We start from the raw sequence: 25,690 nt of genomic DNA, 5'->3' as shown, positions 1-25,690 counted from the left end.
TGCGACTATTAAGCCATTAAAATCGTATATATTCTCTAATTAAAAATCCCTTAATAGAACCACTATTAAGGGATTGTTAGTATTTGACCATGTCGAATGAGTCGTTACATTTTGAGCTGCACATCCGAGGTAATTTTAGTTGAACAGGCCAACACAAAACCGGCGGCGATTTCGTCTGCGGTTAATGCCATTTGGCTGGTAGATGTTACCGTACCCGAGATAACCTGACATTTACACGCACCACATACGCCAGAGCGACACGCGGCAATAATCGGTAATTTTTCAGACTCTATGCCTTCTAATAAGGTTTGATCGCCCGAGAGAGATATGTCTTTATCACCAATGCTCAACATAAATTGCTCGGTTGATGCCCTGCCCTCTGTTGCCGCTTTAATACCCATTGCGCTACTGTCACCAAAGCTTTCTTGATGAAACTGCGTCATATCAAACTCAGCTGCTTGCAGCAGTAATTTTACTGCTGCCATATAAGGCTCTGGGCCACACACAAACACCGTGCGCTGCTGATAATCGGGAACCAATTTAGTTAACGCCTCTAGGGTTAACCGCCCCGTCGCACAACCGGTTTGCGCATATTTGTCAGTAAGCTGGTGCTGGTTGTCAGCGGACTCAAGCACATAGTTAAGATTAAACTGTTGGCTGCGTGATGCCATTGACGCCATAGCATCGGCAAATATCACATCATCGACACTTTTAGCGCTGTGTACAAAGGCAATATCACTGTCGGTGGTGGTATCGCATAACCAGCGCGACATAGAATGCATGGGGGTTACGCCACAACCTGCACTTAAAAACAAATATTTGTCGGCAACAATATCAACCAGGTTAAACACCCCATCAGGGCCAGTAACCGTGACCTCATCACCCACATTAAGCGACTGCGCTAAGTAATTAGACACTACACCACCAGCAATTTGTTTAACTGTCACAACAAGTGAAAAAGGCCGCGAAGGTGACGATGATATCGTATAGCTGCGATAGGTTTTAACACCGTTAATGTCGAGTTTAAAGGTAATAAACTGCCCAGGTTTAAAGTTAAATTTAACCGGTGTTATCCCCTGAAATCGAAAGCTCACCACATCATGAGTTTCGTTCCATTTTTCAACACAGCGCAGTTGCACCTCTCCTCGTTGCCAGCTGTCGGCTGCCAACAGTGCTTGCGGCAACACGCTAGCGGGGGCAACGTTAACTTTAGGCTCACTCACAGTTGGAGCCTTTTTTGCGGTTTGAGCTGAAAGCGCTTGTGAAAAAGAAAAACCTAAAGAGGGGATACTACTCATTTTGATACCTTTAACGCAGTAAACAATAGAGGTGGCGATACGCATTGCGCCTTATCGCCTTTAATAGATATCGTGCAGTTAAGCTCACTTAACTGCACGATGTTATGGCTGATTACGCCACGTTTAACATTGCTTTTAAGTCAGATTCAACATCTGTTGTTGTGCGCAAACCAAATTGTTGCTCAAGAATGTTAGCAAGATTTTCAGTTAAGAAACCAGGTGCACTTGGGCCAGTACGAATGTTTTTAACCCCAAGAGAAAGCAAGGTTAACAACACCACAATCGCTTTTTGCTCAAACCATGACAACACTAGGCTCAACGGTAAGTCGTTAAGGTCACACTCAAAAATATCTTTTAACGCTAACGCTAACTGAATCGCCGAGTAAGCGTCGTTACATTGGCCCACATCTAATAAACGTGGCACACCATTGATATCGCCAAATTCCAATTTATTGAATTTGTACTTACCACATCCTAAGGTCAAAATGATGGTGTCATCTGGCACTGATTTGGCTAAATCAGTAAAGTAGCTACGCTCTGCCTTATCGCCGTCACAACCACCAATTAAGAAGAAATGCTTAATTGAACCGTTTTTAACGTTTTCAACAACCGTTGGTGCTGCTGCCATTAATGCATTGCGCGCAAAACCAATGGTGATCATGTGAGGGATTTCATCATAAGCAAAGCCTTCTAGCTCAAGTGCTTTGTTAATCACTACGCTGAAGTCTTCACCTTCAATATGAGTCACACCAGGCCAGCCCACAATGCTACGAGTGAAGATACGATCAGAGTATTCGCCCACATTTGGGTCAATAATACAGTTTGAGGTCATCACCACGGCACCCGGGAAGGTACCAAATTCTTTTTGCTGGTTTTGCCAAGCGCTACCATAGTTACCCACTAAATGCGGATACTTTTTAAATGCTGGGTAAGCAAGTGCTGGCAACATTTCACCATGGGTAAATACATTAATGCCTTTACCTGCGGTTTGTTCAAGAATAAGTTCTAAGTCTTTCATGTCGTGGCCAGACACTAAAATGGCCTTACCTTTAACAGACTTGGTATTCACTTGTGTTGGTTCTGGGTGACCAAATGCAGTAGTTTCGCCTAAATCTAGCATCGCCATTACGCGATAGTTTAATTGGCCAATTTGCATTGCAGTGGCAAATAACTTGTCTGCATCAACTGAGTCTTCACCTAAAAACGCCATAATTTGATGGAACTCAGCCGCAATATCCACATCAGTTTGGTCTAAAACGCGAGCATGCTCCATATAAGCCGCCGCGCCTTTTAAGCCATACAAACATAATAAGCGTAAGCCTAAAATGTCTTCATGCACTTCACCGCGATTAAGCAATGCAACTGGTGCTTGGGCTAGAATCTCAGGCTTAGAAGTGGCAAGTAGTAGTTCGCCTTGTGCGCTCACTATTTCAGGTTCAACGCCCTTACCTTTACAGGCTGCAATGTAAGCCGCTTTTAATTGGTCGCGATACGTTTGCGCCTGATAAGCGTAATCAATTAAGCGTTCATCATCGAAGTTTACGTTAGTTAATGTGGCAAAAAAGGCTTTTGGCACAAAGGTGTCAATGTTGTTGTCTACAATGCCAAACTCACGGGCTTTAACGGCATAAGCTGATACACCTTGAAGCATGTAAATTAATAAGTCTTGGATATCAGACGTTGACGCCAACTTGCCACACATACCTTGCGAGTAACTACAGCCATTGCCTGCGGGTGTTCTAATGGTTTGCTCACATTGCACACAAAACATAACTCTACTCCTCAAATTTAAATCATGTATAAATTTTACATGTTATGAATAAGTTTACTCTTTACTTTGTAAATCGAAACCCATTTTTGATGCTAATGTTTCGTTTTATGAGCTATATCACCTTTAGCAAACACTAATATCAATATGGCTATCAATTGGCGCTAGCCGGCTAAAATACCAAAATCACTTGTTTTTTCTGCACATGATGATGAGTAGAATCTCACTTAAAATAGTTTCCATTTATTGATAAAAAGCACGTAGACTTAACGAATTAGTGACTATCACACAGGATGAATAGATGAAAACCAAACTCAACACGATAGCATCTGCCCTCTTTCTATTACTCGCCCCTACGGCAATGGCAGCTGATGTTGCGGTGATCACTTTAGATAATGGCGCACATGTTCGCCTAAAAGACGACTTCACCTGGGAATACATCATTACAGAAACCGTTGCCCAACCCATTAGCCCAAAAGTCATTGCGCCAGATAGCCCAGGGGCGATGTCTCCTGAGGCCAACGAGAAAACAGCCAATGCCGCCGCAGTTGCCCCGTCGGTCACTTCACTTGCGACTCTGGGCACACAAGAGCAAGTCGCCAAGGCAACGGTTACCAGCACAGAAGCTCTTACAACACGACTTACCGCAAACGCTATGGCGCAGCCAGAGTTACTCAGCAGCACAGCCAAAGATGGCGTAAAAATCACGCTGGCCAGTACCCAATGGAAAGGTGATAAATTAGGGCTTATATTTGATTTTGACAGCACCAGCGACGAACACATTACCGTGGTAAATGTTGAAGCCAGTTTTTTTAACGACCAAGGCAGTTTAATTAAAACCGAAACCATAGAAGCATGGGAAGCCATTTTCCGTATGCCTGAAACCTATCTACGTAAAGGCCAGCACCGCCAATCGCCAATATTGTGGATTGAAGGTATTAACAAACAGCAATGGCAACAACAGCTCATCAGCTTAAAAATTGTTGAGATTGAATCGCGTTAGTAAAATTATTTTTAGCTGCTGCTCAGGCAAATGTTAAAACAAAAGCCCAAATGAAATACCAATTCATTTGGGCTTTTTAAACATAAAGCACTGATTATTTAATTCAAAAGCTCATGATCTTTAGGTAATTGCTTACTAATCCACAAGATCAATTTATGTTTACGGTTAGGGCCATCATCTTTGTCTTCAGCTAATGGCTGTATTAGCTTATCTTGCACTAACAAACGGTAAATACACTCCACCTTATCTTTAGGTGAAATCCCTTTACCAAAATCATCAAAGCCGCGCTTTTTCGCGTAGCCTACGCCAATCTCCATTGCGAGCTTGAGTAATTGGTTATCATGCTTACCGGTTTTCATCTGTTGCCCTCATCATGCCTTTTATCCCTTTAAACTACGCGAAAAAACCGCCATTGCCACGCAAGTTTGCTCTAAAGAGTCCTAAAATCTAACAAACATCACCATTGGTAATTTTAGTTACAAAAATTATGTACCTTTCCCCCCATAAATCTAGGCGCTTGGGCGTAGGCTTGTTATTGTATATGGCTAAACCAAACCGCTAAGTGTGAACAAATATGAGTTTGGTGTTATTTAATTCTGTTTTTATTTCAATGTTTAGCGCAACAAATAATGCTGAACCAGCATAAAAACATTTCAAACGGGCGGAGCCCAAGGATATTTCAATGCGTAAAACCCTTATCACCACTGCCGTTAGTGCAGCATTAATGCTCAGTGCATGTTCAGAGCAATCAACAGACACCGCCATGGCAAGCAAAACCACCGCAGAAGCAACAGCAACAACAAAAACGACTGCCACAACAGAAAACGTACTGTTAACACCAAGCCCATTACAATATATGGCGCCGCAGTTCGACAAAATTAACACTGCCGATTTTTTACCTGCGTTTGAGCAAGGCATGCAAGAGCACAAAACAGAAATTGCAACGATTACTCACAATGCCGACGCAGCCACATTTGAAAACACCATCGTTGCACTTGAAAAAACCGGCGCGATTTTAGACCGCACACAACGGGTATTTTTCAATCTTAATGGCTTAATTTCAGATGACGACTTCATCAATGTTGAAGCGCAAGCTGTACCAAAGCTCACCGCTCACATGGACAACATCTACCTAGACGAAACGTTATTTGCTCGCGTGCAAGCCATTTACAACAACAAAGCGACATTAACAGGCGAAGACTTACGTTTAGTTGAAATGTATTACGACCGTTTTGTGCGTGCAGGTGCTGAGTTGTCGGCAGACGATAAAGCCAAAATGCGTGAACTAAACGGTGAACTAGCAAAACTTGAAACCAGCTTCTCACAAAACGTATTAAAATCATTTAAAGACGACGTGATTATTGTTGAAGACAAAGCCATGCTTGACGGCCTATCAGACAATGACATCGCATCATTAGCCGCTGCTGCAAAAGCAGCAGGCAAAACCGGTTACATGATTACCTTAGTTAACACCACAACCCAACCATTACTGTCTAGTCTTAAAAACCGCGACCTACGTAAAAAGCTTTGGGAAACCTCAGCCTATCGTGCAATGGACACCAACTCACCATTAAACATTAAAATTGCCCAGCTACGTGCAGAAAAAGCCAAATTATTAGGCTACCCAACATGGGCCGCCTATTCTACAGGCGACCAAATGGCTAAAAGCCCAGAAGCAGTATATGGCATCCTTGATGACCTAGCACCAAAAGCCCTGGAAAAAGCCAAAATAGAAGCGGCAGACATTCAAGCTGAAATCGTTAAAGACGGTAAAGACTTTACCCTAGAGCCATGGGACTGGGCCTATTACGCTGAAAAAGTACGTGCAGCAAAATATGACCTGGACGACAGCCTTGTTAAGCCCTACTTTGAAATGAACACCGTACTCACCGACGGGCTGTTTTTTGCCATGGAGAAACTCTACGGCATTACCTTCAAGTCACGTACCGACTTACCTGTATGGCACCAAGATGTAACCGCATACGAAATCTTTAACAAAGACGGCAGTTCACTAGGCTTGTTCTACCTTGATATGTACGCCCGTCCAGGCAAACGTGGTGGCGCATGGATGGACGAATTAGTTAATCAGTCATTCTTAAAAAATACCAAACCTGTAGTATACAACGCGCTTAACGTTCCAAAGCCTGCGCAAGGCCAACCTACCCTGTTAACCTTTGACGAAGTGAGCACTCTATTCCATGAGTTTGGCCACGCCATTCACGGTTTATACTCACAAGTTAACTACCCAAGCCTAGCGGGTACATTAACGGCACGTGATTTTGTTGAGTTTCCATCACAAGCTAACGAAGACTGGAGCATCGACCCTGCCGTACTAGCAAACTACGCTAAGCACTACCAAACAGGCGAGCCGATCCCTGCTGAGTTACTGGCTAAAGTATTAAAAGCACACACCTTTAACCAAGGATTTGGCACAGTTGAATACCTAGCCGCTGCACTGCTTGATATGGAATGGCACTCTATTCCTGCTGGCACTGAAATCACCGATGTTGCCGCCTTTGAAAAACAAGCATTAGCCAAACACGGTTTAGACTACGGCCCAATTGCACCACGCTATAAAACCACCTACTTTAGCCACAGCTTCGGCGGCGGTTACTCAGCGGGTTACTACGCCTATCTATGGACAGAAGTGTTAGCGGCAGACTCGTTTGCTTACATGATGGCCAATGGTGGACTCACCGAAGAGAACGGCCAAAAATACCGTGATGCTGTATTGTCAAAAGGTAACAGCCAGGATCTTATGCAAAGCTACATCGACTTTGCCGGCAAAAAGCCCTCAACAGACGCGCTATTAAAGCGTCGTGGTTTAGTGCACTAGCACGATTTGTTATCTCAACCTCTACCGCCCAATTTGGCAGTAGAGGTTACTAACAAATGCAGTAATAAAAACAGAACGCACCAAAGCAAACCGTGGTAGAAGCAACATATTCAATCGCATTAAGCAGAGTAAAAGAGTAAATATTACGCAAACGTAGTCTTTTTTGAGTGATATTGCACATTTGTTGCGCCATCGCACACATCAAGGCTTTACATTTTCGTCAATACCCTTATTATTCACCGCGTTCGGAGGGATGGCAGAGTGGTCGAATGCACCGGTCTTGAAAACCGGCAACGGTTTACCCCGTTCTAGGGTTCAAATCCCTATCCCTCCGCCACATTCAAATAAAAAGGCCTTATCGAAAGATAAGGCCTTTTTATTTGGGCGAAAGATAGGACTTTGAACCCATGGGTTCCTCTTTATTACAAGCAAGCTATCCCTCCGCCACATTATAAAGTGAAAAAGCCATTGATAATCAATGGCTTTTTTGCTTTCTAGCATTTGAAAAATCATATTCTCAGACCAAATACGGATGACTGAGACATATGTACCTATTTCGAGCCACAAATTGTACCTATTACACCCGCATGGTGTTGCCTGCTTATCTGCGTGATAAAGGCTTCTCTGCCGACATCAAAGTATCCCTGCTCACTAAACAGCGCTCCATCGCTATAGGCCGTAATCTTGTCGTTGCGGGTATCTTACGGCCATTAATCAGCAACTTAACCCCACAATCACAGCCAGATGCGTTTAAAGCACACGTTAATCAATTGATTAATGATGCCCGTGCAGGCTTTGTTGGGGCAACAGAAACGCTTGATGAAAATGCCAAGCCTGTGCGGGAAATCATTCAGTTTATTCCCACTCGACCAACGCAATTAGCACATAATAGTGCGACATATGACAATTATCCCTCACCAACAAACTTGGCATTCTCAAATAATTCGAGTAGTAAAAAGCAAACAAATTCAGTCGCTAACGTCACATTAACTGATGCGTTGATTAAGTTTATTGCGTCTAAACAAAAGCAGTCTGTCTCAGTGTTAACGGTAAAGCAGCTTAATCAACGTATAGGCCACTTTATTGAAAGAACCCACCTAGATGATGTATTCGACATAACCAGCGCTGAGGCGATGGAATACAAGGATTGCTTACTTGAAGAGGGCAGAAGCCACAAAAGTAACAAAGACTACTTAGCTGCGGTGTCGCAGTTCTTTAAGTGGTGCAAACTGATGCGCTACACCACCGCCAACCCGTTTGATGAAGTGAAACTATCAAAGCCAAGCAATCAAGCAGGGCATGACCTAGCGCGCCAACGCTGGCAACCAGAGCAACTAAAACACGTACTGCAATCACAAGACTTTATTGATAAGCACCCTGACTTTAAATGGATAACACTATTGATGCTCTATCACGGTCTAAGGCCTTCAGAGGCTTGTCAGCTACACAGCAATGATATAGCCGTAATCGATGGCATAAGCGTCATTCACGTGACTAATGAGGGCATGAGCCAACAACTCAAGACAACTCAGTCAAAACGAACGGTTCCGCTACATCAAAAACTCATTGAGCTTGGTTTTATTGATTTCGTTCAAACCATTACTGACCGAACATCAAAAAGCTGTCAGTTAAAAAATAGTCATTTAACAAACAGCCCGTTATTTCATTATCAACCCAGTAGCGATGGTGTTTGGTCGCACAGATTCTGCCGTGAGTTTGGCAAATTACTCGACCAACTTCACTTTGTTGCAGGTAAACGACCTACAGCATACTCATTCCGTCACACCTTTATTGATGAACTGAAACAACTGCAAACAGAAGAGTCGATGGTGGCACAGCTTGTTGGACACGTTTATCACAACATCACCTATGGACGATACGGCAAGCAATATGATGTGAAAACACTCAAACCAGTGGTGGATAAAGTCAGTTACACATTGAATTTATTTCTACCAGTATAAGAAGTGGGATTATATGAGAGGATTTTTGCTGAAAAGATAAACCGTAGAGCGTTAATCATGACAACAGTCAGTAAATCCTGAGTGACTTTATACGCCAAAATTTGCTCTCACAGCGGCAAAAATCGACTGAGAAATGATGAAACGTACCCGCGACATCATTTCTCAGCCGCACTTATCAAATCCTACGGGCGAAAATCGATAATACATCTTGCTGAGAAATCGAAATTTCACCTTTTTTCGTGTTAATTTCACGCTCATTTCACGTAACTGTTCACTTAAAGAATGCAATTTAAACCGCTTCGCACTCAGTGAGTGCGAAGCCAAAACAGCCCACTTATTAAGTGGGACTACAACGTAACCCGGTACGCTCCTATCCCACTTTTTGTTCCAAAAAGGTCGGATAGGAGCTACGGGCAAGGGGAGAACCCCTTAACCCCAACAGCCACATGCTGCGCATGTGAAAAAGTCAAAAGAGTGAAAGATAAAATCAGCTGGGACACTTTTATATGGTACGCACTGTTTTTATGTACAGTTATAATGGGATTTCATCGATTTACAACTAAAAAACGATTTAAAATCGTTCTTTAGTTGTATCGTATTAAAAATAGAAAAATCGTAATCATCTGATTTTATTGGCTTTAATTTTTAGTGTACTGAGCCAAAATTCTACTTTACGCGCAACCTCGGTTTGTTTTTGTCTGTTAGGCACAATTAATTGCTTTACTTCAATAAGATAGCAAATGTAGGATGATATTAATCAATAACTTAAACGGCCGACTTTAAATTTATTTGGCCCTTTAATAAGCTGTTGAGGCTGTAGAATTACTCATTTTACAGAAAAACAGCCTTTATTATGGGTTCCAAATGCATTACCTAGTGTTTTAAAAGGGTTTAGGATTGATTTCAGGAGCTCGTTTTTTAATTGAATTTGGCTGTTAGAGTTATTCTACAGTCTCGTTATATTTCAAGGAGGATTAGTGAAGCATTTAGTTTTAGTTTTTTCTTTTCTGGTTGTTGGCTGTACCAGTTTAAAAGATGCTAGTGAAAGCCGCCATAATCCTGAAGTTTTTGTTGGTATAGAAGATGGAAACCTGATTTATCAAGGTGAAATAACTGAAACATCAAATAATGTGATTTTTTCATTGTTTAGGGCTGCTGAATTCAAGCCAAACCGACTGATTATTTCGAGCCAGGGCGGTGAGATTGGTGCCGGAATGAATTTAGGTCAGTGGGTTAGAGATAATAATTTGGATGTTGAGGTCACAAGAGTATGCGCTTCTTCTTGTGCTAACTATGTATTACCAGCTGCCAATACGAAGTACTTAAGAAAAGACTCGATTCTGATATGGCATGGTAGCGCTTGGCAATCCAATTGGCATGTCGATCAAGAGCACCGTGAAGCTTTCAACACTTACATAACTTTAATGCGTAAAAAGGAAACTGATTTTTACGCAGATATCGCAGTCGATAACCTACTAGCTACTTACGGCCAGTCTAAATTTAATTTCTTGGACTCCACTCTGGGCTTTTTTGGTAAAGGAACTGTTGGTTTTGATTACTCTAAAGCTGATATGAAAAAATTTGGACTAGTTAATATTGTACTCTTAGATGGCGAATGGGATTGGAGAAAATATCGGCCTGATAGATCAAATCTGGTTAAGCGTATCAGGGTTGACGATGATTTTGAGTTTAAGCTTCGTAGATTTGAAATATAACAAAAAAATTTTATCACCAGCAAAAGGCGCTGGCTGCGACGTCAACCCGCTGCGTGGCTTTCCGCGCTAAATTTGGGCGTTAATCATTGACAACCTACTCAATAAATATTTAAATGTCATATATCAACTACGAATGTTCACTATCTGAGATGTGATTTTACGATTAGTTATTGATTATAATGAATTTTAATTTTATTTTGTGGCTGATTTCTTGGGTTCAAATCCCTATCCCTCCGCCACATTCAAATAAAAAGGCCTTATCGAAAGATAAGGCCTTTTTATTTGGGCGAAAGATAGGACTTTGAACCCATGGGTTCCTCTTTATTACAAGCAAGCTATCCCTCCTCAAGATTTAAGACCAAATGCCAAATCGACAAATCTAAGGCCTTTTATTTTGGCAAAAGATAGGGCTTTAAACCCACAGGCTCCTCTTTATTACAAGCAAGCTATCCCTCCTCAAGATTTAAGACCAAATGCTAAATCGACACATTTAAGGCCTTTTTATTTGGGCGAAAGATAGGGCTTTGAACACACGAGTTCCTCTTTATTACAAGCAAGCTATCCCTCCTCAAGATACACAACAAAATGCTAAATCGACACATTTAAGGCCTTTTTATTTGGGCGAAAGATAGGACTTTAAACCCACGGGCTCCTCTTTATGATAAGCAAGCAATCCCTCCACAAGATTTAACTAGAAATGTCCAACTTTATGGGGTCACTTCAAATTGATGAGGCTTTTTTGTTTTGGCGAAAGATAGGACTTTGAACCCACGGGCTCCTCTTTATTACAAGCAAGCTGTCCCTCCTCAAGATTCAACTAGTAAGGCATCTAAAAGATAAGGTCTTTAGATGCGTCGAAAGATAGGGTTTTAAACCCACGAGCTCCTCACGCGCGCACATTTATACCAATCCTTGCAATCAACACCGAGCGATTTACGCCGTCAGATTGATAGCGCATTGTTAAGCGCAACTTATTGTTTTACTGTAGACAACATAAGATAAATTACGCAGTTGATACCGATAACGGCAAATACATGACGTTTTACACATAAAGGGAAATAAAATGTATAAACACACTTCAATATTGGCACTTGCTATGGTGCTGCTAATGGGTTGCTCTGGCACTGTACCCACCTTAGGGGTCACCGCCGGAAAATTAACGCCATGCCCAGATTCGCCCAACTGCGTGAATAGTCAGCAATCAACTACAGATGAAGAGCATTATATTGAGCCGATTGCGTTTAGCGGCTCGGCTCAACAAGCTCAAGTCGGCCTATTGCACGTATTAAAAGCGGCAGAGCGAGCGAGTATTGTGGTGGTAGAAGATAATTATATTCGGGTTGAATTTACGTCGCAGATTATGCGCTTTGTTGACGATGTTGAGTTTTATTTTCCGTCAGCTGAGTCAGGTAACATCATGATTCAGGTAAGGTCAGCCTCACGTGTGGGTCACTCAGACTTTGGGGTTAACCGTGAACGAATTGAACAGATTAGAGCCGAGTTTAACGCGTTACCGCAATAATAGACTGCAACATTAAAAAGTCGCAGTACCAAGCCGCTTAAGCAAACTGGCTTTGTAATGCCGTAGCTCTCCGCGATTTAGGGTTAATGGCTATGCCTACGTGATAAACGTCAGCATAGCCATTTGTATTTTATGAGCGTTAAACCACTATTCCGCTAATTTGTCGGCCAACAGCTCAAGTCTATCCTGGCCCCAAAATGGCTCGCTTTGATACACGTAGGTCGGCACACCCAACAAGCCTTTTTCAATCGCAGTCGCAGTATTGGCTTCGTATATCGTTTCAATTTCACTCGATGATGCCTGTGCAATAACCTTATCTGAATCAAGTTGCAATGATGTGAGGATCTGGCCGATCAATGCCACATCGGCAATGTTTTGCTCTTTTGCCCAACATGCCGCCAGCATTTGCGCGACAAACTCGGCGGGGTCTTGTCCCAGTTGTTGGAGCGCAATAGTACATTTGTCGGCCAAGCTTGGGTCTGCTGGGAAAAAAGCCGGATGAAGCGTAAGGGGTAATTGGCGTTTTTTAGACCAGCGCGCTAATTCAATTAAACGATAATCTTGTCTCGCTTGCGGACGTTGCTTTACCGGTAACACGCCTCGCTCGGCAAACAGTTTGCCAAGTTTTATCGGCTTATAGTCAATGGCGGTGTGATGCTCTGCCGCAATGGCGGTAAACGTATGGTGACCTAAATAGGCATAGGGAGAAAAGCTAGTAAAGTAATACTCAATGGCAGTTTTCATGTTTCGCGTTACCGATTAATAAAAGTGATAAACGTGATGGTTTGATAGCGCTTTATAAACCATAGATTAACCTTATCCTGCAACGTTTGATACTGTCTAGCAATGATTTATGAACAAATGTTCTAGTTTATTCATAAAGTCAGTATCAGTCCTAGGGTCTGCTCCTTGAGGCTCTTCAAAAAAGTATTGCTGCGGTTGAGTAAGCTTAGTTTTACTCCGCCAACAAAGGCGCTAAAACAGTTAACTCACCATCAATAGGCTCGTTAATGGTTAACCCTAAAATATCCGCAATGAGTGGATATAGGTGAATATTATCGGCCTGGTCAATATGTTGTTGATTAAATGCAGGCCCTTGAGCATATAACACTGTGTTCATGTCGCTGATAACATTAGCATCATAGCCATGTTTACCTGTTACTCCTGCGCGCGCATCGGTACTGGTAATGTAATGTTGGTTGCTGATGAGTACTGCATCACCAATCGAAAGATTATCGCTAAAGTGTAAATTGGCAGGCACATCGTCACGGCGATAAAACTGCAAGCCTGGCACTTTATTAGCTAATAAGGCTAATGCGTCTAAATCTTGTTGCTTGTTATCGCCAATGGCAGTGACTAACGAAAAAGCGGCGTCGTTATTAAAGCTAAATTTATCTTTTAATGCTGGAGCTTCATCAAACAGTTTGTCGGTATACATTCGTGGAAATTTCGCCACATTGGTCATGCCATGATCAGAAGTAATAATCACGTTCACTGAAAATGGTAATGCCTTAATGCCTGCAAGTAGCTGCCCTATGGCCTGATCAACTTGGTTAACCGCTTGGCGAGTTTGGCTAGAATCTGGGCCGTGAATATGCCCTGCAGTGTCAACGTCTGAAAAGTATAATGTTACAAATTGGGGGCGCTGATCTTGCGGTAAATTAAGCCATTGTAATACCTGTTCAACCCGCTGATTATTTGGGGCATCGTCATTATAGGGTAACCAATAATCTGGACGCTGACCGGCAATTTCCGCTTCTGATCCTGGCCAAAAATACGTCGCACTTTTCATACCTTGTTGGCCTGCCAATGACCATAAGGGGACGCCTTGATAAAAACGTCCGTCGGTAACGGCTTGCTTTATATTCATTGCATAGGTTTGCTGCAATTTTTGATGATAAAAACGATTGGCAACAATACCGTGATGCGCAGGATAAAGACCTGTGACTAAAGTGATATGGTTAGGAAATGTCACCGTTGGAAACGATGGTTTAAATTGAGTCACCTGAGCGGCATTGCGCGCAAATTCAGTTATAAACGTTGGCTTATGCAGTTGGGTGTAATCATGACGGTATCCATCAATAGACACCAATAACACATAAGGTTTTTGGGTTTGTTCAACCTGTGGGTTAGCCAATGCACTATTGATGCTAAGCAATAACCCACAACCAAATAAACCACTAATCAATAAACCTAAAGTGACTGTTACGCGCATGGAGATATCTCAATGAATGATTTTAAAATAACAATCATATCAATAGAATATGACAGCTTTATTGATTTAATAAGCTTTTTAGTTTAGCTGCTCTCTAAACTGTAAATACGCAGTAGTGATGGCTTGGGCATCTTCTACTTGAGGGTAATGCCCGAGTGTCGGCAGGGTGGTAACATTTGCATTGGGGATCAATTGACTGTAGCGATCGATCATATGCTGACCCGAGATCGGATCTAATGCACCCGCAATCAATTTAACGGGTACAGGGCTGTTCACTAGCGCTCCAACCCAACGTTGACGGTGTTGTTTACGTTGGGTCATATAGGTGATGATTTTGTGCATCACTGCAATACCATCATTATGGATTAACAATTGCCAAAGCGTATTGACTACTTCTGGCGTTGGCGGGGTTGCTGGGCCAAATATATGGTGTAAGTTGGCAGCAAATTTTGACTTGGTGATCCTTTTTGCCACAAAGGCCCCTATGGGCGATAACAATAACTTTTGAATCAATACCGGTTTGTGGGTTTCAGGAAATAAGCCGCCATTTAATAAACACACGCTGTTAATGTGCATTTTGCTGTCACCATCAACTTGTCTTGCAAGTAACTCTTGTGCAACAGTATCGCCGTAATCATGGGCTAAAATATGATATTCATTCACGCCTAACTTAGCTAAAAATGCCTGATAAATATCGGATTGTTGGCTGATTAAATACTCGCTATTTTTAGGTTTGTCAGACAAGCCAAAACCCAGCATATCAAGGGTTATCACATAATAATGCTCAATGAGTTGTGGCCACATACCTTCCCAATCCCAACTGGCGCTAGGAAAACCATGAATAAGCAATAATGCTGGCGCAGAGGAATTACCTCCAGTGCGAGTAAAAATTTGCTGGCCATTAAGTTGCTCAAACTGCCCATGTTGTTGCCATTCATCCAATGAAATCATTATGCTAATCCCTTTAATTATTGTGTTATTGGGGCCTTGGTATTTGCTCGTCTGCACAACACTCGTCTTGCAAAAAACCAATGACTGACTGCAAGGTATCATATTCTGTAATACAAAATAACGTTCTCCCTTCGCGGCGCTGCTTAATTAACCCCGCCGACACCAAGCTAGACACGTGGTGAGACAGTGTAGATCCAGGGATGTCTAGTTTTTGCTGTAAACCACCGACCGCAATACCTTGATAACCCGCGCGCACAACCGCACGGTAAATCATCAATCTTGTAGGATGACCTAATTCTTTCAATGCTTTCGCAATAAAATCGATATCCATAACGACACCTTAATGAAATTTATATTTCGATAATACTAGAAATAACTTTCCCTCGCTATCATTGAACTATATATTTCGACTATTCTAGAAATATAGTAAAATTGTATGGGTCACTATCATGTTGCAAGAAACCTTAAATATGTTTGTATTTTTAACCGTAGAATTAACCACGCTATTCTTATTGATTAGCTATTTAGTTGGGGTACTACAAACTTATGTGCCACCGCATAAAATTCAAGCCATTTTGAGCGACAAACACGGGCAAGGTTATATTATTGCTGGTTTTTTAGGAGCTATAACCCCCTTTTGCTCTTGTTCAACAATCCCCTTTTTAAAAGGTTTATTAAGAGCCAAAGCCGGGTTTGGCACCATGATGGTATTTTTGTTTGCCAGCCCTTTGCTTAACCCCATTATTATTGGTCTATTTACCGTAACCTTTGGGCTTAAGGTGACCTTATTTTATTTTGTCATCGCCATGGGGGTGTCGGTTATTGCAGGCTTTGGCTTAGAGAAGCTCGGCTTTGAAAAGTACATCAAACCAGAAGCCTACTTAGCCCCTGCAGCAACGGGATGTAAATCAGCATGTGGGGGTAAATCTGCCCCCGAAAATAAATGGAAAACCATTTGGCTAAGCACTTGGAGCGATTTTAAAAAAGTCTTGCCGTATTTAATTGGCGGTATTGCGATTGGCTCATTAATTTATGGTTTTATGCCAACTGAGTTAGTGGCTAAATATGCCAATAGTGATAACCCACTGGCGATACCTATCGCTGCCGTTATTGGTATTCCGCTATACATACGCGCAGAAGCGGTTATTCCATTAAGTGCAGCACTTGCGGCAAAAGGCATGGGGCTGGGTGCGGTAATGGCACTGATTATTGGCAGCGCGGGCGCCAGTTTAACGGAGGTCATTTTACTTAAAGCTATTTTTAAAAATCAGTTAGTGATTGCTTTTGTCGGTGTCATTATCTCAATGGCAATATTAGCTGGCTTTGCTTATCAGTGGTTGTTTTATACCAATTCCACTAATTATCTGGTCATTCAGCGGGAATTCTGTACCTTCTAGGCAAGTAATAGGATTGTAGGCATAGTTGCTCTCGGCAACTGCTCCTGCGTTGCTCTACCTCCTGCATCCATGCAGTCGTACGTCAAAATACTATTAAGCAGCATAGAAGGCACAGAAACCCGCCTTGCAGGAGGCGCTCAGACTGTCCATTTCTTTGTTGCATTGCCTTAGAAGGGAATAACCATTATTTCAACAATGCGCCTCAAACTGAACAGTCTGAGCGACTCTGATTGGTCACATAATTAATGGAAATGGTATTAAGTGCAAAACCCGCATGTATAGCTTGATGACTCGCCTGTAAAAATCCTGCTTAAATACGCTGCAACTTACCGCTCGCACCAATCGACTTGGTGTGAGTGTTATCAGCACCAATACAGCATTGCTCGCTGCACTCTTTGGCAGATTGTTATGTTTATTTCGCTAAACATGCTTGCTCAAGTCGTTTGTCGCAGTGCACTATGATAGCTAAATGGATATCGTAGCGGCCTAGCCAGGCCGATGATTTAATAGAGGCAACAATGTTAACCGACCCAATCTTTTGGCTTGTTGCCATACCTGCCGTGCTCATTACTGGCATTTCTAAATCTGGCTTTGCTGGCGGCGCAGGCGGATTAACGGTTCCATTATTAGCTCTTGCCATCAGTCCTGCTGCAGCTGCGGCGGTAATGTTACCGCTACTGGTTTACATGGACTTTTTAAGTGTCCGCTCTTGGTGGAATAAACAAAGTAATCAACAATTACTCATTTTATTACCCGCGGCCATTGTCGGTATTGTGCTGGCGTATTTATTGTTTGATCAACTTAATGAGCAGTATCTTCGCGGTATTTTAGGGGTTATTTCTTTAGGTTTTGGGATTTATGGATTAACGTTTGGTGAGTGGTCGCAGCGTAAACCGTCTGCTTTAATTGGCCGAATATGCGGCACGATTGCGGGGTTTACCAGCTTTGTTGCCCATGCAGGTGGTCCGCCACTCAATGCGTATTTAATTCCGCTGCGCTTACCCAAAACTCAATACCTTGGCACTGCAGTGATGTTTTTTGCCGTTGTGAATGTGGTTAAACTCATCCCTTATTCGATGCTAGGGCAAATCAATCTGGGCAATTTAATGGTGTCGGCAATACTAGCTCCCATTGCTTGGATTGGAGTCAAACTGGGTTTGCGGATCCAGAATAAATTTAATGAAAAACAATTTAAGCAGATCATTCTAACGTTGATGATACTGGTGGGTTTGCGTTTATTGTGGACCGCATTTATGCCGTCGTAATAAGGATATGTCATGAGCACTGAAAATCGATTTTTTTATGAACCCTGTAAAGGCCATGGCCTGCCACATAATCCATTAAATGCGATTATTGGCCCACGCCCCATTGGCTGGATTTCGTCGCGTAATGCCCAGGGGCAGCGAAACTTAGCCCCTTATAGCTTTTTTAACTGCTTTAACTACGACCCACCAATCATTGGTTTTGCCAGCACCGCCTGGAAAGACAGTGTGGCCAATATTGTTGAAACAGGCGAGTTTGTGTGGAACTTAACGACTCGCACGTTAGCCGAGCAAATGAACCTAACCTCAGCGGCCTTACCTCGTGGTACAGACGAGTTTGAATTTGCAGGGTTAACCCCAGTAGCAGGCAATATTGTCGCGGCAGATAGGGTCGCCGAAAGCCCTGTCAACTTTGAATGTAAGTTAACGCAGTGCATTCAACTCACTGATGCAAATGGTGATAAAATTGATACCTGGTTGGTGCTGGGTGAAGTAGTGGCTGTTCACATTGAAAAGCACTTACTCAGTGCGGAAGGCATTTACCAAACTGCACTAGCAGAGCCTGTGTTACGCGCAGGTGGCCCCTCGGCTTATTACGGTATTTCAGACGAGCAGCGTTTCGATTTACATCGCCCTACGCTGTAAACGCCAAATAATTAAGGCTACCAATGGTAGCCTTAATTGTCTTGATTATCCGCTCAAATAGATGATTAGAACTGGTAATGTAAACCTAATGCAAGTTGCTCGATTTCAGCATCAATATCATTAACATAGCCATATTCATCGATATCAAGATCACCTTTGCTCATATCGTAACTTAAACGAAGATTAAGGTTTTCGGTCAAAGCCGCATTTAGGCCAATGCCGTAAGTAAAGCCAATACCCGAAGCGGTAAAGTCATCATAATAACCATCAACAACAACCGCCATTGATGCGACACCCACTTTAGCAAAAACCGAAAATGTCTCATTAAAACGTGCAGTAAATGTAGGAGTAAAGGTCAGTGCGCCAGCGACAACATCTTCATAGTCATCACCTACATCGGCGGCAAAAAAGTTACTTTCCAAGCCAAACCAATTGTTAAACTGATAGCCACCGTATATCCCAAAACCCGTAGCATCGACAGAGCCACTGGCATCATCAGAACTGAGTTCTGTTTTATTGATTGCACCACCAATATAAAAACCGCTGTCATCTGATGTTGATAAGTTTGTATCAGTGTTGGCAAAAGCTGGAGTAGCTAAAACAGCGCACAAGGTTGTGGCGAGAAGAGAGATTTTGTACATCATTGTTCCTTAATGATATTAATAAAAAGCGCGAGCATAATACTACAAACAGCTTAAACGTAAATAGCTAATATCATTAATTTTTCACTGTGAGATATCGCGTTAACACATCGATTTATCTACCATTTAAAATCAGTTGTTCTCACAAAACACAAACAGCAAAAAGCCCAAGTGATCGCCTACATTAGGCTGCCACTTGGGCTATTTTAATCAATAAAGGCTATCTTAAAGGCTAATGCCTAATGCTTTTACTGTTTCGATATTGATGTACTTATCGGTTGGTAAATCATTATCTGTTTGGAACGCGTTTACCGCTTTAATGGTATCAACACCCACTACGCCATCAATCTTGCCAGGGTTATAGCCTTTTGTTGCTAATGCCTGTTGAAGATCGGTAATGGTTGAGCGAGTCATGTTGGTTTCACATAAAATGGGACGCCATTCCATGAAGCCATCTTTATCAATACGACTCAGTGACACGGTTTCAAATTCAGCAGGGATTTCAGTACGTAACTCTTTGGCTTCAGAAACCAGCTTAGTCACGTTCATCGTTTCATACTTAGCTTCAATGTCGACACGCTGAGTCGTCGCAGGGCTGACTACAACACGGCGGCTTACCGTTTCATATTCAGCTGGCGTAGCAGTTAAACAAATTTTATTACCGGTACGTGTCGTTTTTGGGTGTTCGTCGTTGTGCACTTCATGCCACACAAACTCAACATCAGCAACTTTTTGAGTCACTTGTACATCTTTATATTTAGCAGGTACTTGAGTGCGCACTTCTTTTGCTTCGCTCACTAACTCTTGCACTCGTACGGTTTCGTATTCTGCAGGTATCTCAACAGTGCGCGAAGTTGCAGGTGATACTAATACACGCTTGGTGAGCGTTTTATAAGTGGCAGGCACTTCGACTAAACACATGATTTCGCCAGTGGCTTCATCAATTTTTTGGATTGGACCCACACCCTTTTTCCAAATATTGTGGGCAGGTACATCGACCACTTCTTCGGTAACCGTTTCATATTGTGCAGGCACCTGCTCCATGCGGGTGCTGGCTTCTTTAACCAATATACGCTTTTCAACCCAGCGAAATTCTGCAGGAATAGTCTCGACAACGTCATAAGCCTCAGCAACTAATACAGACTCGCCCTTTTGCTCGTAACGTGCAGGCATATAATGTTCATGAAAACACATACCTGGGGTTGCGTTATTAAGGTTAATGCCATGATCTGTTGCAGCTTTTAGTAGCTCAGCACTGGCTGGCGCACTACCCTTACGTAAGTCGACTAACCATTGCTCACCTGCTTCACGAACTAACTTTTGCTCGGTAACTACGTCATACGTTGCTGGTACTGCAACCATTTTGTAACTAGCAGGTTGCACCTCAATAGTCTCAGTAACTTGTTGATATTGTGCAGGCACAATATCAACCTTTTCACTGGCCTCTTTCACCATTACGGTTTCGGTATAATTTTCGTATGTTGGCTCAACCCAAACACGGGCATAGCATTCACCCGGTTTTGCATTGGGCGGCAGTAATTCACCTTCGGGGCTGGCTTTCACGGTTAATGCATCTTGAGCTTGAGCCTCACGTTTAGCAACAGCTTTTTCTCGTTCTAGCAAGGCATTATTTCGCTGCTCAAGCTCTTCTGCACTATAAACTGAAACATTGGTTGGTTGTGACAAACTACTACATGCAGTTAATAAAATAGCAGCAGAAATTGTGCTTAGTTTGAAAATGGTTGTCCTTGCAGTGGCCATGATGACTCCTTGTTCGATTAGGCTGACTTGTCAACTAAATGTAACAATTTGTAAAAATTGCTGCATTTTTCCGCACAGGATATCGTCAAATTAATGACGATTCAACCTTGACAACAAAATCATCAAGACCAATACAAACAATAGCTTGCAAATAACTCTTGTTTATTTTGTCATTTTATTGTCACAAATACGGGACGATTGTTTGCAATTTAATACCAATGATTGTTAATAAAACGTTTAAAAACAACCGTTAAATTGATTATTAAAACGCCAGAACCAAATGTATGCTTGGGGTATTTTTTTGTCTTAGTGAGTGCTGAGAAAAAATCGATAAAAAAATAAATTTTTTTATATTCAAGACAAAAAAATATAAAAAGGCGATGTGAAATGAGTTTGTATTCAACCAAAGCTAGTCAATTGATGCCTAATGCTATACCGAAGAGGATATCAACAAGCACCATCACCAAATGTCAGTACTCAAACCAATAAAAGTAGGTTTTATATCAAACAATGATAGTTTGTTATACTGCAAATGAATTTAAAAGTAAGAGGCAACATTGAACATACCTGATGCCGCCGTGCCAGAGCCTATTTTACAGCGCATAACTCAGGCGATGGGCGCCAGTAAAGTAAGTCATATTGAACTTATTCAACCGCTTTGGGGTGGATACGGTCAACTGTTTAGGGCCTATTTACTTGGGCATTCTTTTCCTTCTGTGATTGTAAAATACATCCGTCTACCGCAATCTACAGCCCACCCTCGAGGTTGGAATACTCCATTATCACATCAGCGTAAATTGCGTTCTTATCAAGTTGAAGTGAATTGGTATCAAGATTACGCCAATAAACACTTACAAGCATTTAGCCCTTTACCTCATTGTTTGTGCGTTGAACAAGACTGCGATGAAACCTTACTGGTATTGCAAGACTTAAAAACGATGGGTTTTACTCAGATAAGAACCACTGCAACACCAAATACGATAAGAGCCTGTTTAACGTGGCTAGGACATTTTCATGCTCAATATATGTTTGTAACACCCACAGGGCTTTGGCCCGTTGGCACATATTGGCATTTAGATACTCGACCTGATGAATACAAGGCATTAGCCGAAGGACCTTTAAAGTCGGCGGCCAAGTTGATAGATAACACATTAAAGCAATGTCCGTTTCAAACCTTGGTGCATGGTGATGCAAAACTGGCTAATTTTTGCTTCAGTGAAGACAATCGAGCTGCGGCGGTAGACTTTCAATATATTGGCCAGGGCTGCGGTATGAAAGATGTGATAATGCTGCTCAGTAGTACACTGAATTTTAATGAACCCGATAGCGTCATTAATGATTATCTTGAGCATTATTTTACTGCATTAACAAAAGGGCTTACCGAGTTTACACCCCATATAAACCCACAAGAAGTTGAGCACGTTTGGCGGCCTTTATATTGTGTCGCCTGGGCTGATTTTCATCGATTTGTTAAAGGGTGGAGTGTTGAACACGTTAAAATAAATTCCTATACAGAAAAGCTTACCTCAAAGGCCATTGAGCAACTTTCTACTACATTTTTGATTAGTTATTGAGCAGTTAACTATTAATCACCAACGCTTATTGGCTAAGGTGTTTATTGACGACTAAAGTGTATTAACACGTCATTTTTAACATCCATCTGGTTAATCCACTCACACTTGTGAGTGCTGTGTTTCGCCTATATCCACTCAATAAGAAGACGGCATATGGAAAGTCCATTTACGTACATTTTGATCACCTTATTTTTTTCGAGTATTTTGCTGTCGATTATCTTTTTTATGACCTGGCAAACCATGGGAAAACAAAAGTACGCCTTGATGTTTTCATTGTCTTTTTTAGCATCAACGGTACTTTGGGCAAACAGTTTATTTAAAACATTGTTTTTATCACATAGCTTGTATTGGATGATTGGCTGTAGCGTGTCGATGTTGTCGGTAATATTAGGCACCTGGGGGCATTGCTTACGCACAAACACAAAGCTCCACCCCGCACTGTTGTTAGGCCTTGGTATTATAGGTATGGCATTAACCTACTTTTTTACTTTTATCAGCCCACATATAGGTTTACAAATGTCTTTGTATTTATACATCGACGTTGTACTGCTGCTGATCACAAGCGTAGTGATTATAAAACATCGAAAAAAATCACGGCCCGCTGAAGTTGGCGCATCGATAATGCATTTTGTATTTGCTGGGTGTTTATTTATTGCCGCAAGCATTGCCTTATCTCAAGGCAAAACAGTAGATACTGAAATAGTTAAGTTGTACGGTATTGTTAATTTTACCGCCTTGCCTGCCGCATATGTGGGTATGTCAGTATTTGTTATCTATATGCTGGCGTCTGATTTAGCCGAAGAAATGAAACAACTGGCAATGACAGATTTACTCACCAACTGTTTAAACCGCCGAGGGTTTTATATTCATGCCAAACAACACATGTTAGACCTTAAAAAGCTGGGGCAACATGGTTGTTTAATTTACTGGGATATTGATAAGTTTAAAGCTATTAATGATCAATATGGCCATGCAGGGGGCGATGAGGTTCTTATCAGCATAAGCCATTTAATTAAACAGCATGTCAAAAAAGATGATCTTATCGGCCGCATGGGCGGTGAAGAATTTGTGATATTAATTGGCCGTAGTAGCTATGAAGAAGCCCAAAATGTCGCAGAGCGATTAAGGACAGTCATAAATGACACGCCAATACAATTTGGTGAGCAACACATTAATGTCACCGCCAGTTTTGGCGTTGTTGAATTGGATGCACAAGACATTACCGTAGAGCAAGCAATTGATCTTGCCGATAATGCCTTATACAAAGCCAAGAGTGGTGGTCGCAATAAAGTGGTATTTAACCTTAACTCCAAGTAACTCGGTCATTGCTCCTAAATACTAAATTGTTGTTTTAAGATACTTCAATACGAATATTATCGCTTAACGTTTCAAGCTGAGACACAAGCAATGCTACAGTGACATTATCAGGTAATCTTAGCGTTAACTTAGCGCTGTAAACGGTTTTACCTAAACTGGTCACTTGCACACGGTAACACTCTTGATGATCTACACTGACTTCCAAATCATTTAAAATTTGGTTCATGTCATGGGTTAAACCAGAGCGGTCGTTACAATCTAAAGTCAATTTGCACTCTGTTGAATTATGAATAACCTCGTGTGCATACTCGGCATACACAAAAGTTAACTGAGAAAACTGCTGCTCTAAAGCATGCTTTAAGGCCATTTCTTTATCTGCATCAATCATCACTCGCATCATGGCAACAAATTGGCCATCGAGCTTAATCACTTTACTGGTTTCCCAACTGGCCCCCATATCGCGGCTCACTTGAGCCAAAGACTGCAGTAAATTAGGCTTTAGCGTGCCTAATACCGTGGTAATGAATTTATGTTGCATAGCGCCTCCATTGAGAAATACTCCTAACTACAGACTATATACCCCCTTAAACTTCGTCTGTGCACTAGGACACAATTTGCACAAAACAGTCGCGAATAACATAGGCTGATATTTCAGCAATGCCGTTGTTACAAAATAGTCATGAATGTATTTAGGTGAAAAAATTAATTAACCGAATGATAATTTTTGACAAAAAAATGCCCATTTTGGAAGCCATCACTAACTTATTGGATTATTGTTGCTAATGTCACAAGTTTGTTGGCAATCCCCATGGTTTAACCGGGTTTTAGGCACGGCCGAACACCCTGTTTTTGAGGGGTATCACATTAATGATGACAACTAGCGTTAAATCACCTTGTTGCAGAAGTTTTTTCTATCTAACTAATTTTAAAAGAGTTTATTATCAATCAAGGGTTTTATCGTTATCACCTCATACCATATAAAACCTAAGCAATTGTTTTAAAACAACTTTATTTTATTCCTTTTTGATTGAAATACTCACTACTGAATATTGCTACCTTAGTGCGAGTTATCTAAAATGCGCGCCTTGCCCAACAGGGGTACCGATTAACTTTTAGTTGTTGAACTTTTCCATAAGGGATCACGATGTCTACAAAATTTGCGAATCCAGCTCCGTTAGGATTAATGGGCTTTGGCATGACCACCATATTGCTCAACATCCACAATGCTGGCTACTTTCCAATTGATTCGATGATCCTTGCGATGGGGATTTTTTACGGCGGTATCGGCCAGGTTATTGTAGGTATGATGTGCTTTATGCGCGGCGATACGTTTGGCACAACGGCATTTACTTCATACGGCTTATTTTGGTTAACGCTAGTTGGGTTGATTTTAATGCCAAATATGGGCGTTGCAGCGAGCCCGGTACACTTTATGGGATGGTATTTAACACTTTGGGGTACATTTACCGCCTTTATGTTTGTGGGATCATTACGTTACCCACGCGCTAAGCAATTTGTGTTTGGTTCACTAACAATATTGTTCTTTTTGCTTGCCGCTCGTGACTTTACCGGTAACGAATTAATTGGCACAATCGCAGGTTTTGAAGGCATTATTTGTGGTGCCAGTGCGATTTATTTTGCTATGGCGCAGGTGCTTAATGCTGAATATGGCCGCACTATTTTACCTATTGGCGAATTAACTCAAGTAAAAGCCAATGTTGCACCACTAAAGGTTGAAGCTGAGCCAGCGACACTGCGCTCTGTAAACGCATAAATTGGCAATGGTGCGTTAAGCAAATAGTTAAGTTACATAAAGGCCGATGT

General features: G+C 41.9%; 21 protein-coding genes and 1 tRNA gene. 12 read left to right on the top strand and 10 right to left on the bottom strand.

What is annotated here, in order from left to right; all coding sequences use genetic code 11:
- Positions 1–104: 104 nt before the first annotated feature.
- Both K8B83_RS04785 and hcp read right to left on the bottom strand, forming a co-directional pair.
- Positions 105–1,298, bottom strand: coding sequence for a hybrid-cluster NAD(P)-dependent oxidoreductase (locus tag K8B83_RS04785; protein WP_223419276.1), 1,194 nt, complete (start codon positions 1,296–1,298; stop codon positions 105–107).
- 112 nt (positions 1,299–1,410) lie between these two features.
- On the bottom strand, positions 1,411–3,069 hold the full coding sequence (hcp, locus tag K8B83_RS04780) for a hydroxylamine reductase (RefSeq protein WP_223419274.1): 1,659 nt from the start codon (positions 3,067–3,069) through the stop codon (positions 1,411–1,413).
- 298 nt (positions 3,070–3,367) lie between these two features.
- Between hcp and K8B83_RS04775 the strand changes: the two genes are divergently transcribed.
- On the top strand, positions 3,368–4,069 hold the full coding sequence (locus tag K8B83_RS04775; protein WP_188740646.1) for a DUF3157 family protein: 702 nt from the start codon (positions 3,368–3,370) through the stop codon (positions 4,067–4,069).
- Between the two features lie 98 nt (positions 4,070–4,167).
- Here K8B83_RS04775 and K8B83_RS04770 read toward each other — a convergent pair whose 3' ends face one another.
- Complete coding sequence (locus tag K8B83_RS04770; RefSeq protein WP_188740647.1) at positions 4,168–4,428, bottom strand: DUF5062 family protein; 261 nt, start codon at positions 4,426–4,428, stop codon at positions 4,168–4,170.
- 323 nt (positions 4,429–4,751) lie between these two features.
- Here K8B83_RS04770 and K8B83_RS04765 point away from each other — a divergent pair, with 323 nt between their 5' ends.
- The 5 genes from K8B83_RS04765 to K8B83_RS04745 all read left to right on the top strand — a co-directional run bounded on the left by K8B83_RS04765 (position 4,752) and on the right by K8B83_RS04745 (position 12,103).
- On the top strand, positions 4,752–6,905 hold the full coding sequence (locus K8B83_RS04765; protein ID WP_188740648.1) for a M3 family metallopeptidase: 2,154 nt from the start codon (positions 4,752–4,754) through the stop codon (positions 6,903–6,905).
- Positions 6,906–7,152: 247 nt separating this feature from the next.
- Positions 7,153–7,242, top strand: a tRNA-Ser gene (locus K8B83_RS04760).
- Between the two features lie 208 nt (positions 7,243–7,450).
- Positions 7,451–8,866 (top strand): site-specific integrase, encoded by a 1,416-nt coding sequence (locus K8B83_RS04755; RefSeq protein ID WP_188740649.1) that lies wholly within the window; start codon positions 7,451–7,453, stop codon positions 8,864–8,866.
- A 977-nt stretch (positions 8,867–9,843) separates the two neighbouring features.
- Complete coding sequence (locus K8B83_RS04750; protein ID WP_165872441.1) at positions 9,844–10,581, top strand: hypothetical protein; 738 nt, start codon at positions 9,844–9,846, stop codon at positions 10,579–10,581.
- A 1,063-nt stretch (positions 10,582–11,644) separates the two neighbouring features.
- Positions 11,645–12,103 (top strand): DUF1499 domain-containing protein, encoded by a 459-nt coding sequence (locus K8B83_RS04745; RefSeq protein ID WP_188740650.1) that lies wholly within the window; start codon positions 11,645–11,647, stop codon positions 12,101–12,103.
- Between the two features lie 147 nt (positions 12,104–12,250).
- On the opposite strand, the gene K8B83_RS04740 is transcribed toward K8B83_RS04745, so the two are convergent.
- The 4 genes from K8B83_RS04740 to K8B83_RS04725 form a co-directional block, all read right to left on the bottom strand.
- Positions 12,251–12,847: a 2-hydroxychromene-2-carboxylate isomerase gene (locus tag K8B83_RS04740; protein WP_188740651.1), complete on the bottom strand. Its 597-nt coding sequence runs from the start codon at positions 12,845–12,847 to the stop codon at positions 12,251–12,253.
- 211 nt (positions 12,848–13,058) lie between these two features.
- Positions 13,059–14,318 (bottom strand): alkaline phosphatase family protein, encoded by a 1,260-nt coding sequence (locus tag K8B83_RS04735; protein WP_188740652.1) that lies wholly within the window; start codon positions 14,316–14,318, stop codon positions 13,059–13,061.
- Positions 14,319–14,396: 78 nt separating this feature from the next.
- On the bottom strand, positions 14,397–15,269 hold the full coding sequence (locus tag K8B83_RS04730) for an alpha/beta fold hydrolase (RefSeq protein ID WP_188740653.1): 873 nt from the start codon (positions 15,267–15,269) through the stop codon (positions 14,397–14,399).
- A 25-nt stretch (positions 15,270–15,294) separates the two neighbouring features.
- Positions 15,295–15,600 carry an ArsR/SmtB family transcription factor gene (locus K8B83_RS04725; protein WP_188740654.1) on the bottom strand — a complete coding sequence of 102 codons (306 nt, stop codon included), beginning with the start codon at positions 15,598–15,600 and terminating at the stop codon, positions 15,295–15,297.
- Between the two features lie 118 nt (positions 15,601–15,718).
- Between K8B83_RS04725 and K8B83_RS04720 the strand changes: the two genes are divergently transcribed.
- From K8B83_RS04720 to K8B83_RS04710, 3 genes are all read left to right on the top strand, one after another.
- On the top strand, positions 15,719–16,666 hold the full coding sequence (locus K8B83_RS04720; protein WP_188740655.1) for a permease: 948 nt from the start codon (positions 15,719–15,721) through the stop codon (positions 16,664–16,666).
- A gap of 518 nt (positions 16,667–17,184) precedes the next feature.
- Positions 17,185–17,931, top strand: coding sequence for a sulfite exporter TauE/SafE family protein (locus K8B83_RS04715; RefSeq protein WP_188740656.1), 747 nt, complete (start codon positions 17,185–17,187; stop codon positions 17,929–17,931).
- 12 nt (positions 17,932–17,943) lie between these two features.
- Complete coding sequence (locus K8B83_RS04710; RefSeq protein ID WP_188740657.1) at positions 17,944–18,573, top strand: flavin reductase family protein; 630 nt, start codon at positions 17,944–17,946, stop codon at positions 18,571–18,573.
- A 65-nt stretch (positions 18,574–18,638) separates the two neighbouring features.
- Here the strand turns inward: K8B83_RS04710 and K8B83_RS04705 are convergent, their stop codons facing one another.
- Together K8B83_RS04705 and K8B83_RS04700 are read right to left on the bottom strand one after the other, a co-directional pair.
- Complete coding sequence (locus tag K8B83_RS04705) at positions 18,639–19,217, bottom strand: porin family protein (RefSeq protein WP_373284943.1); 579 nt, start codon at positions 19,215–19,217, stop codon at positions 18,639–18,641.
- A gap of 222 nt (positions 19,218–19,439) precedes the next feature.
- Positions 19,440–20,975 carry a peptidoglycan-binding domain-containing protein gene (locus tag K8B83_RS04700; RefSeq protein ID WP_223419272.1) on the bottom strand — a complete coding sequence of 512 codons (1,536 nt, stop codon included), beginning with the start codon at positions 20,973–20,975 and terminating at the stop codon, positions 19,440–19,442.
- 557 nt (positions 20,976–21,532) lie between these two features.
- On the opposite strand from K8B83_RS04700, the gene K8B83_RS04695 reads away from it, so the two are divergent.
- Together K8B83_RS04695 and K8B83_RS04690 are read left to right on the top strand one after the other, a co-directional pair.
- Positions 21,533–22,549, top strand: coding sequence for a phosphotransferase (locus K8B83_RS04695; RefSeq protein ID WP_223419271.1), 1,017 nt, complete (start codon positions 21,533–21,535; stop codon positions 22,547–22,549).
- 153 nt (positions 22,550–22,702) lie between these two features.
- Positions 22,703–23,866, top strand: coding sequence for a GGDEF domain-containing protein (locus K8B83_RS04690; protein WP_188740658.1), 1,164 nt, complete (start codon positions 22,703–22,705; stop codon positions 23,864–23,866).
- Between the two features lie 34 nt (positions 23,867–23,900).
- Here the strand turns inward: K8B83_RS04690 and K8B83_RS04685 are convergent, their stop codons facing one another.
- Positions 23,901–24,404, bottom strand: coding sequence for a glycine cleavage system protein R (locus tag K8B83_RS04685; RefSeq protein ID WP_188740659.1), 504 nt, complete (start codon positions 24,402–24,404; stop codon positions 23,901–23,903).
- A 606-nt stretch (positions 24,405–25,010) separates the two neighbouring features.
- Here K8B83_RS04685 and K8B83_RS04680 point away from each other — a divergent pair.
- Positions 25,011–25,640, top strand: a complete 630-nt coding sequence (locus K8B83_RS04680) for an acetate uptake transporter (protein WP_188740660.1) — start codon at positions 25,011–25,013, stop codon at positions 25,638–25,640.
- Positions 25,641–25,690: the final 50 nt, after the last annotated feature.

Source organism: Shewanella inventionis, from assembly GCF_019931735.1.
GTDB lineage: Bacteria > Pseudomonadota > Gammaproteobacteria > Enterobacterales > Shewanellaceae > Shewanella > Shewanella inventionis.
Note: the sequence above shows the minus strand (reverse complement) of the source record. Positions and strands in the feature narration are given on the sequence as shown.

Coding starts and splice junctions, on each gene's coding strand:
- K8B83_RS04785 (WP_223419276.1), bottom strand. CDS start 1,298: ATGAGTAGTATCCCCTCTTTAGGTTTTTCTTTTTCACAAGCGCTTTCA.
- hcp (WP_223419274.1), bottom strand. CDS start 3,069: ATGTTTTGTGTGCAATGTGAGCAAACCATTAGAACACCCGCAGGCAAT.
- K8B83_RS04775 (WP_188740646.1), top strand. CDS start 3,368: ATGAAAACCAAACTCAACACGATAGCATCTGCCCTCTTTCTATTACTC.
- K8B83_RS04770 (WP_188740647.1), bottom strand. CDS start 4,428: ATGAAAACCGGTAAGCATGATAACCAATTACTCAAGCTCGCAATGGAG.
- K8B83_RS04765 (WP_188740648.1), top strand. CDS start 4,752: ATGCGTAAAACCCTTATCACCACTGCCGTTAGTGCAGCATTAATGCTC.
- K8B83_RS04755 (WP_188740649.1), top strand. CDS start 7,451: ATGTACCTATTTCGAGCCACAAATTGTACCTATTACACCCGCATGGTG.
- K8B83_RS04745 (WP_188740650.1), top strand. CDS start 11,645: ATGTATAAACACACTTCAATATTGGCACTTGCTATGGTGCTGCTAATG.
- K8B83_RS04740 (WP_188740651.1), bottom strand. CDS start 12,847: ATGAAAACTGCCATTGAGTATTACTTTACTAGCTTTTCTCCCTATGCC.
- K8B83_RS04735 (WP_188740652.1), bottom strand. CDS start 14,318: ATGCGCGTAACAGTCACTTTAGGTTTATTGATTAGTGGTTTATTTGGT.
- K8B83_RS04730 (WP_188740653.1), bottom strand. CDS start 15,269: ATGATTTCATTGGATGAATGGCAACAACATGGGCAGTTTGAGCAACTT.
- K8B83_RS04725 (WP_188740654.1), bottom strand. CDS start 15,600: ATGGATATCGATTTTATTGCGAAAGCATTGAAAGAATTAGGTCATCCT.
- K8B83_RS04720 (WP_188740655.1), top strand. CDS start 15,719: ATGTTGCAAGAAACCTTAAATATGTTTGTATTTTTAACCGTAGAATTA.
- K8B83_RS04715 (WP_188740656.1), top strand. CDS start 17,185: ATGTTAACCGACCCAATCTTTTGGCTTGTTGCCATACCTGCCGTGCTC.
- K8B83_RS04710 (WP_188740657.1), top strand. CDS start 17,944: ATGAGCACTGAAAATCGATTTTTTTATGAACCCTGTAAAGGCCATGGC.
- K8B83_RS04705 (WP_373284943.1), bottom strand. CDS start 19,217: ATGATGTACAAAATCTCTCTTCTCGCCACAACCTTGTGCGCTGTTTTA.
- K8B83_RS04700 (WP_223419272.1), bottom strand. CDS start 20,975: ATGGCCACTGCAAGGACAACCATTTTCAAACTAAGCACAATTTCTGCT.
- K8B83_RS04690 (WP_188740658.1), top strand. CDS start 22,703: ATGGAAAGTCCATTTACGTACATTTTGATCACCTTATTTTTTTCGAGT.
- K8B83_RS04685 (WP_188740659.1), bottom strand. CDS start 24,404: ATGCAACATAAATTCATTACCACGGTATTAGGCACGCTAAAGCCTAAT.
- K8B83_RS04680 (WP_188740660.1), top strand. CDS start 25,011: ATGTCTACAAAATTTGCGAATCCAGCTCCGTTAGGATTAATGGGCTTT.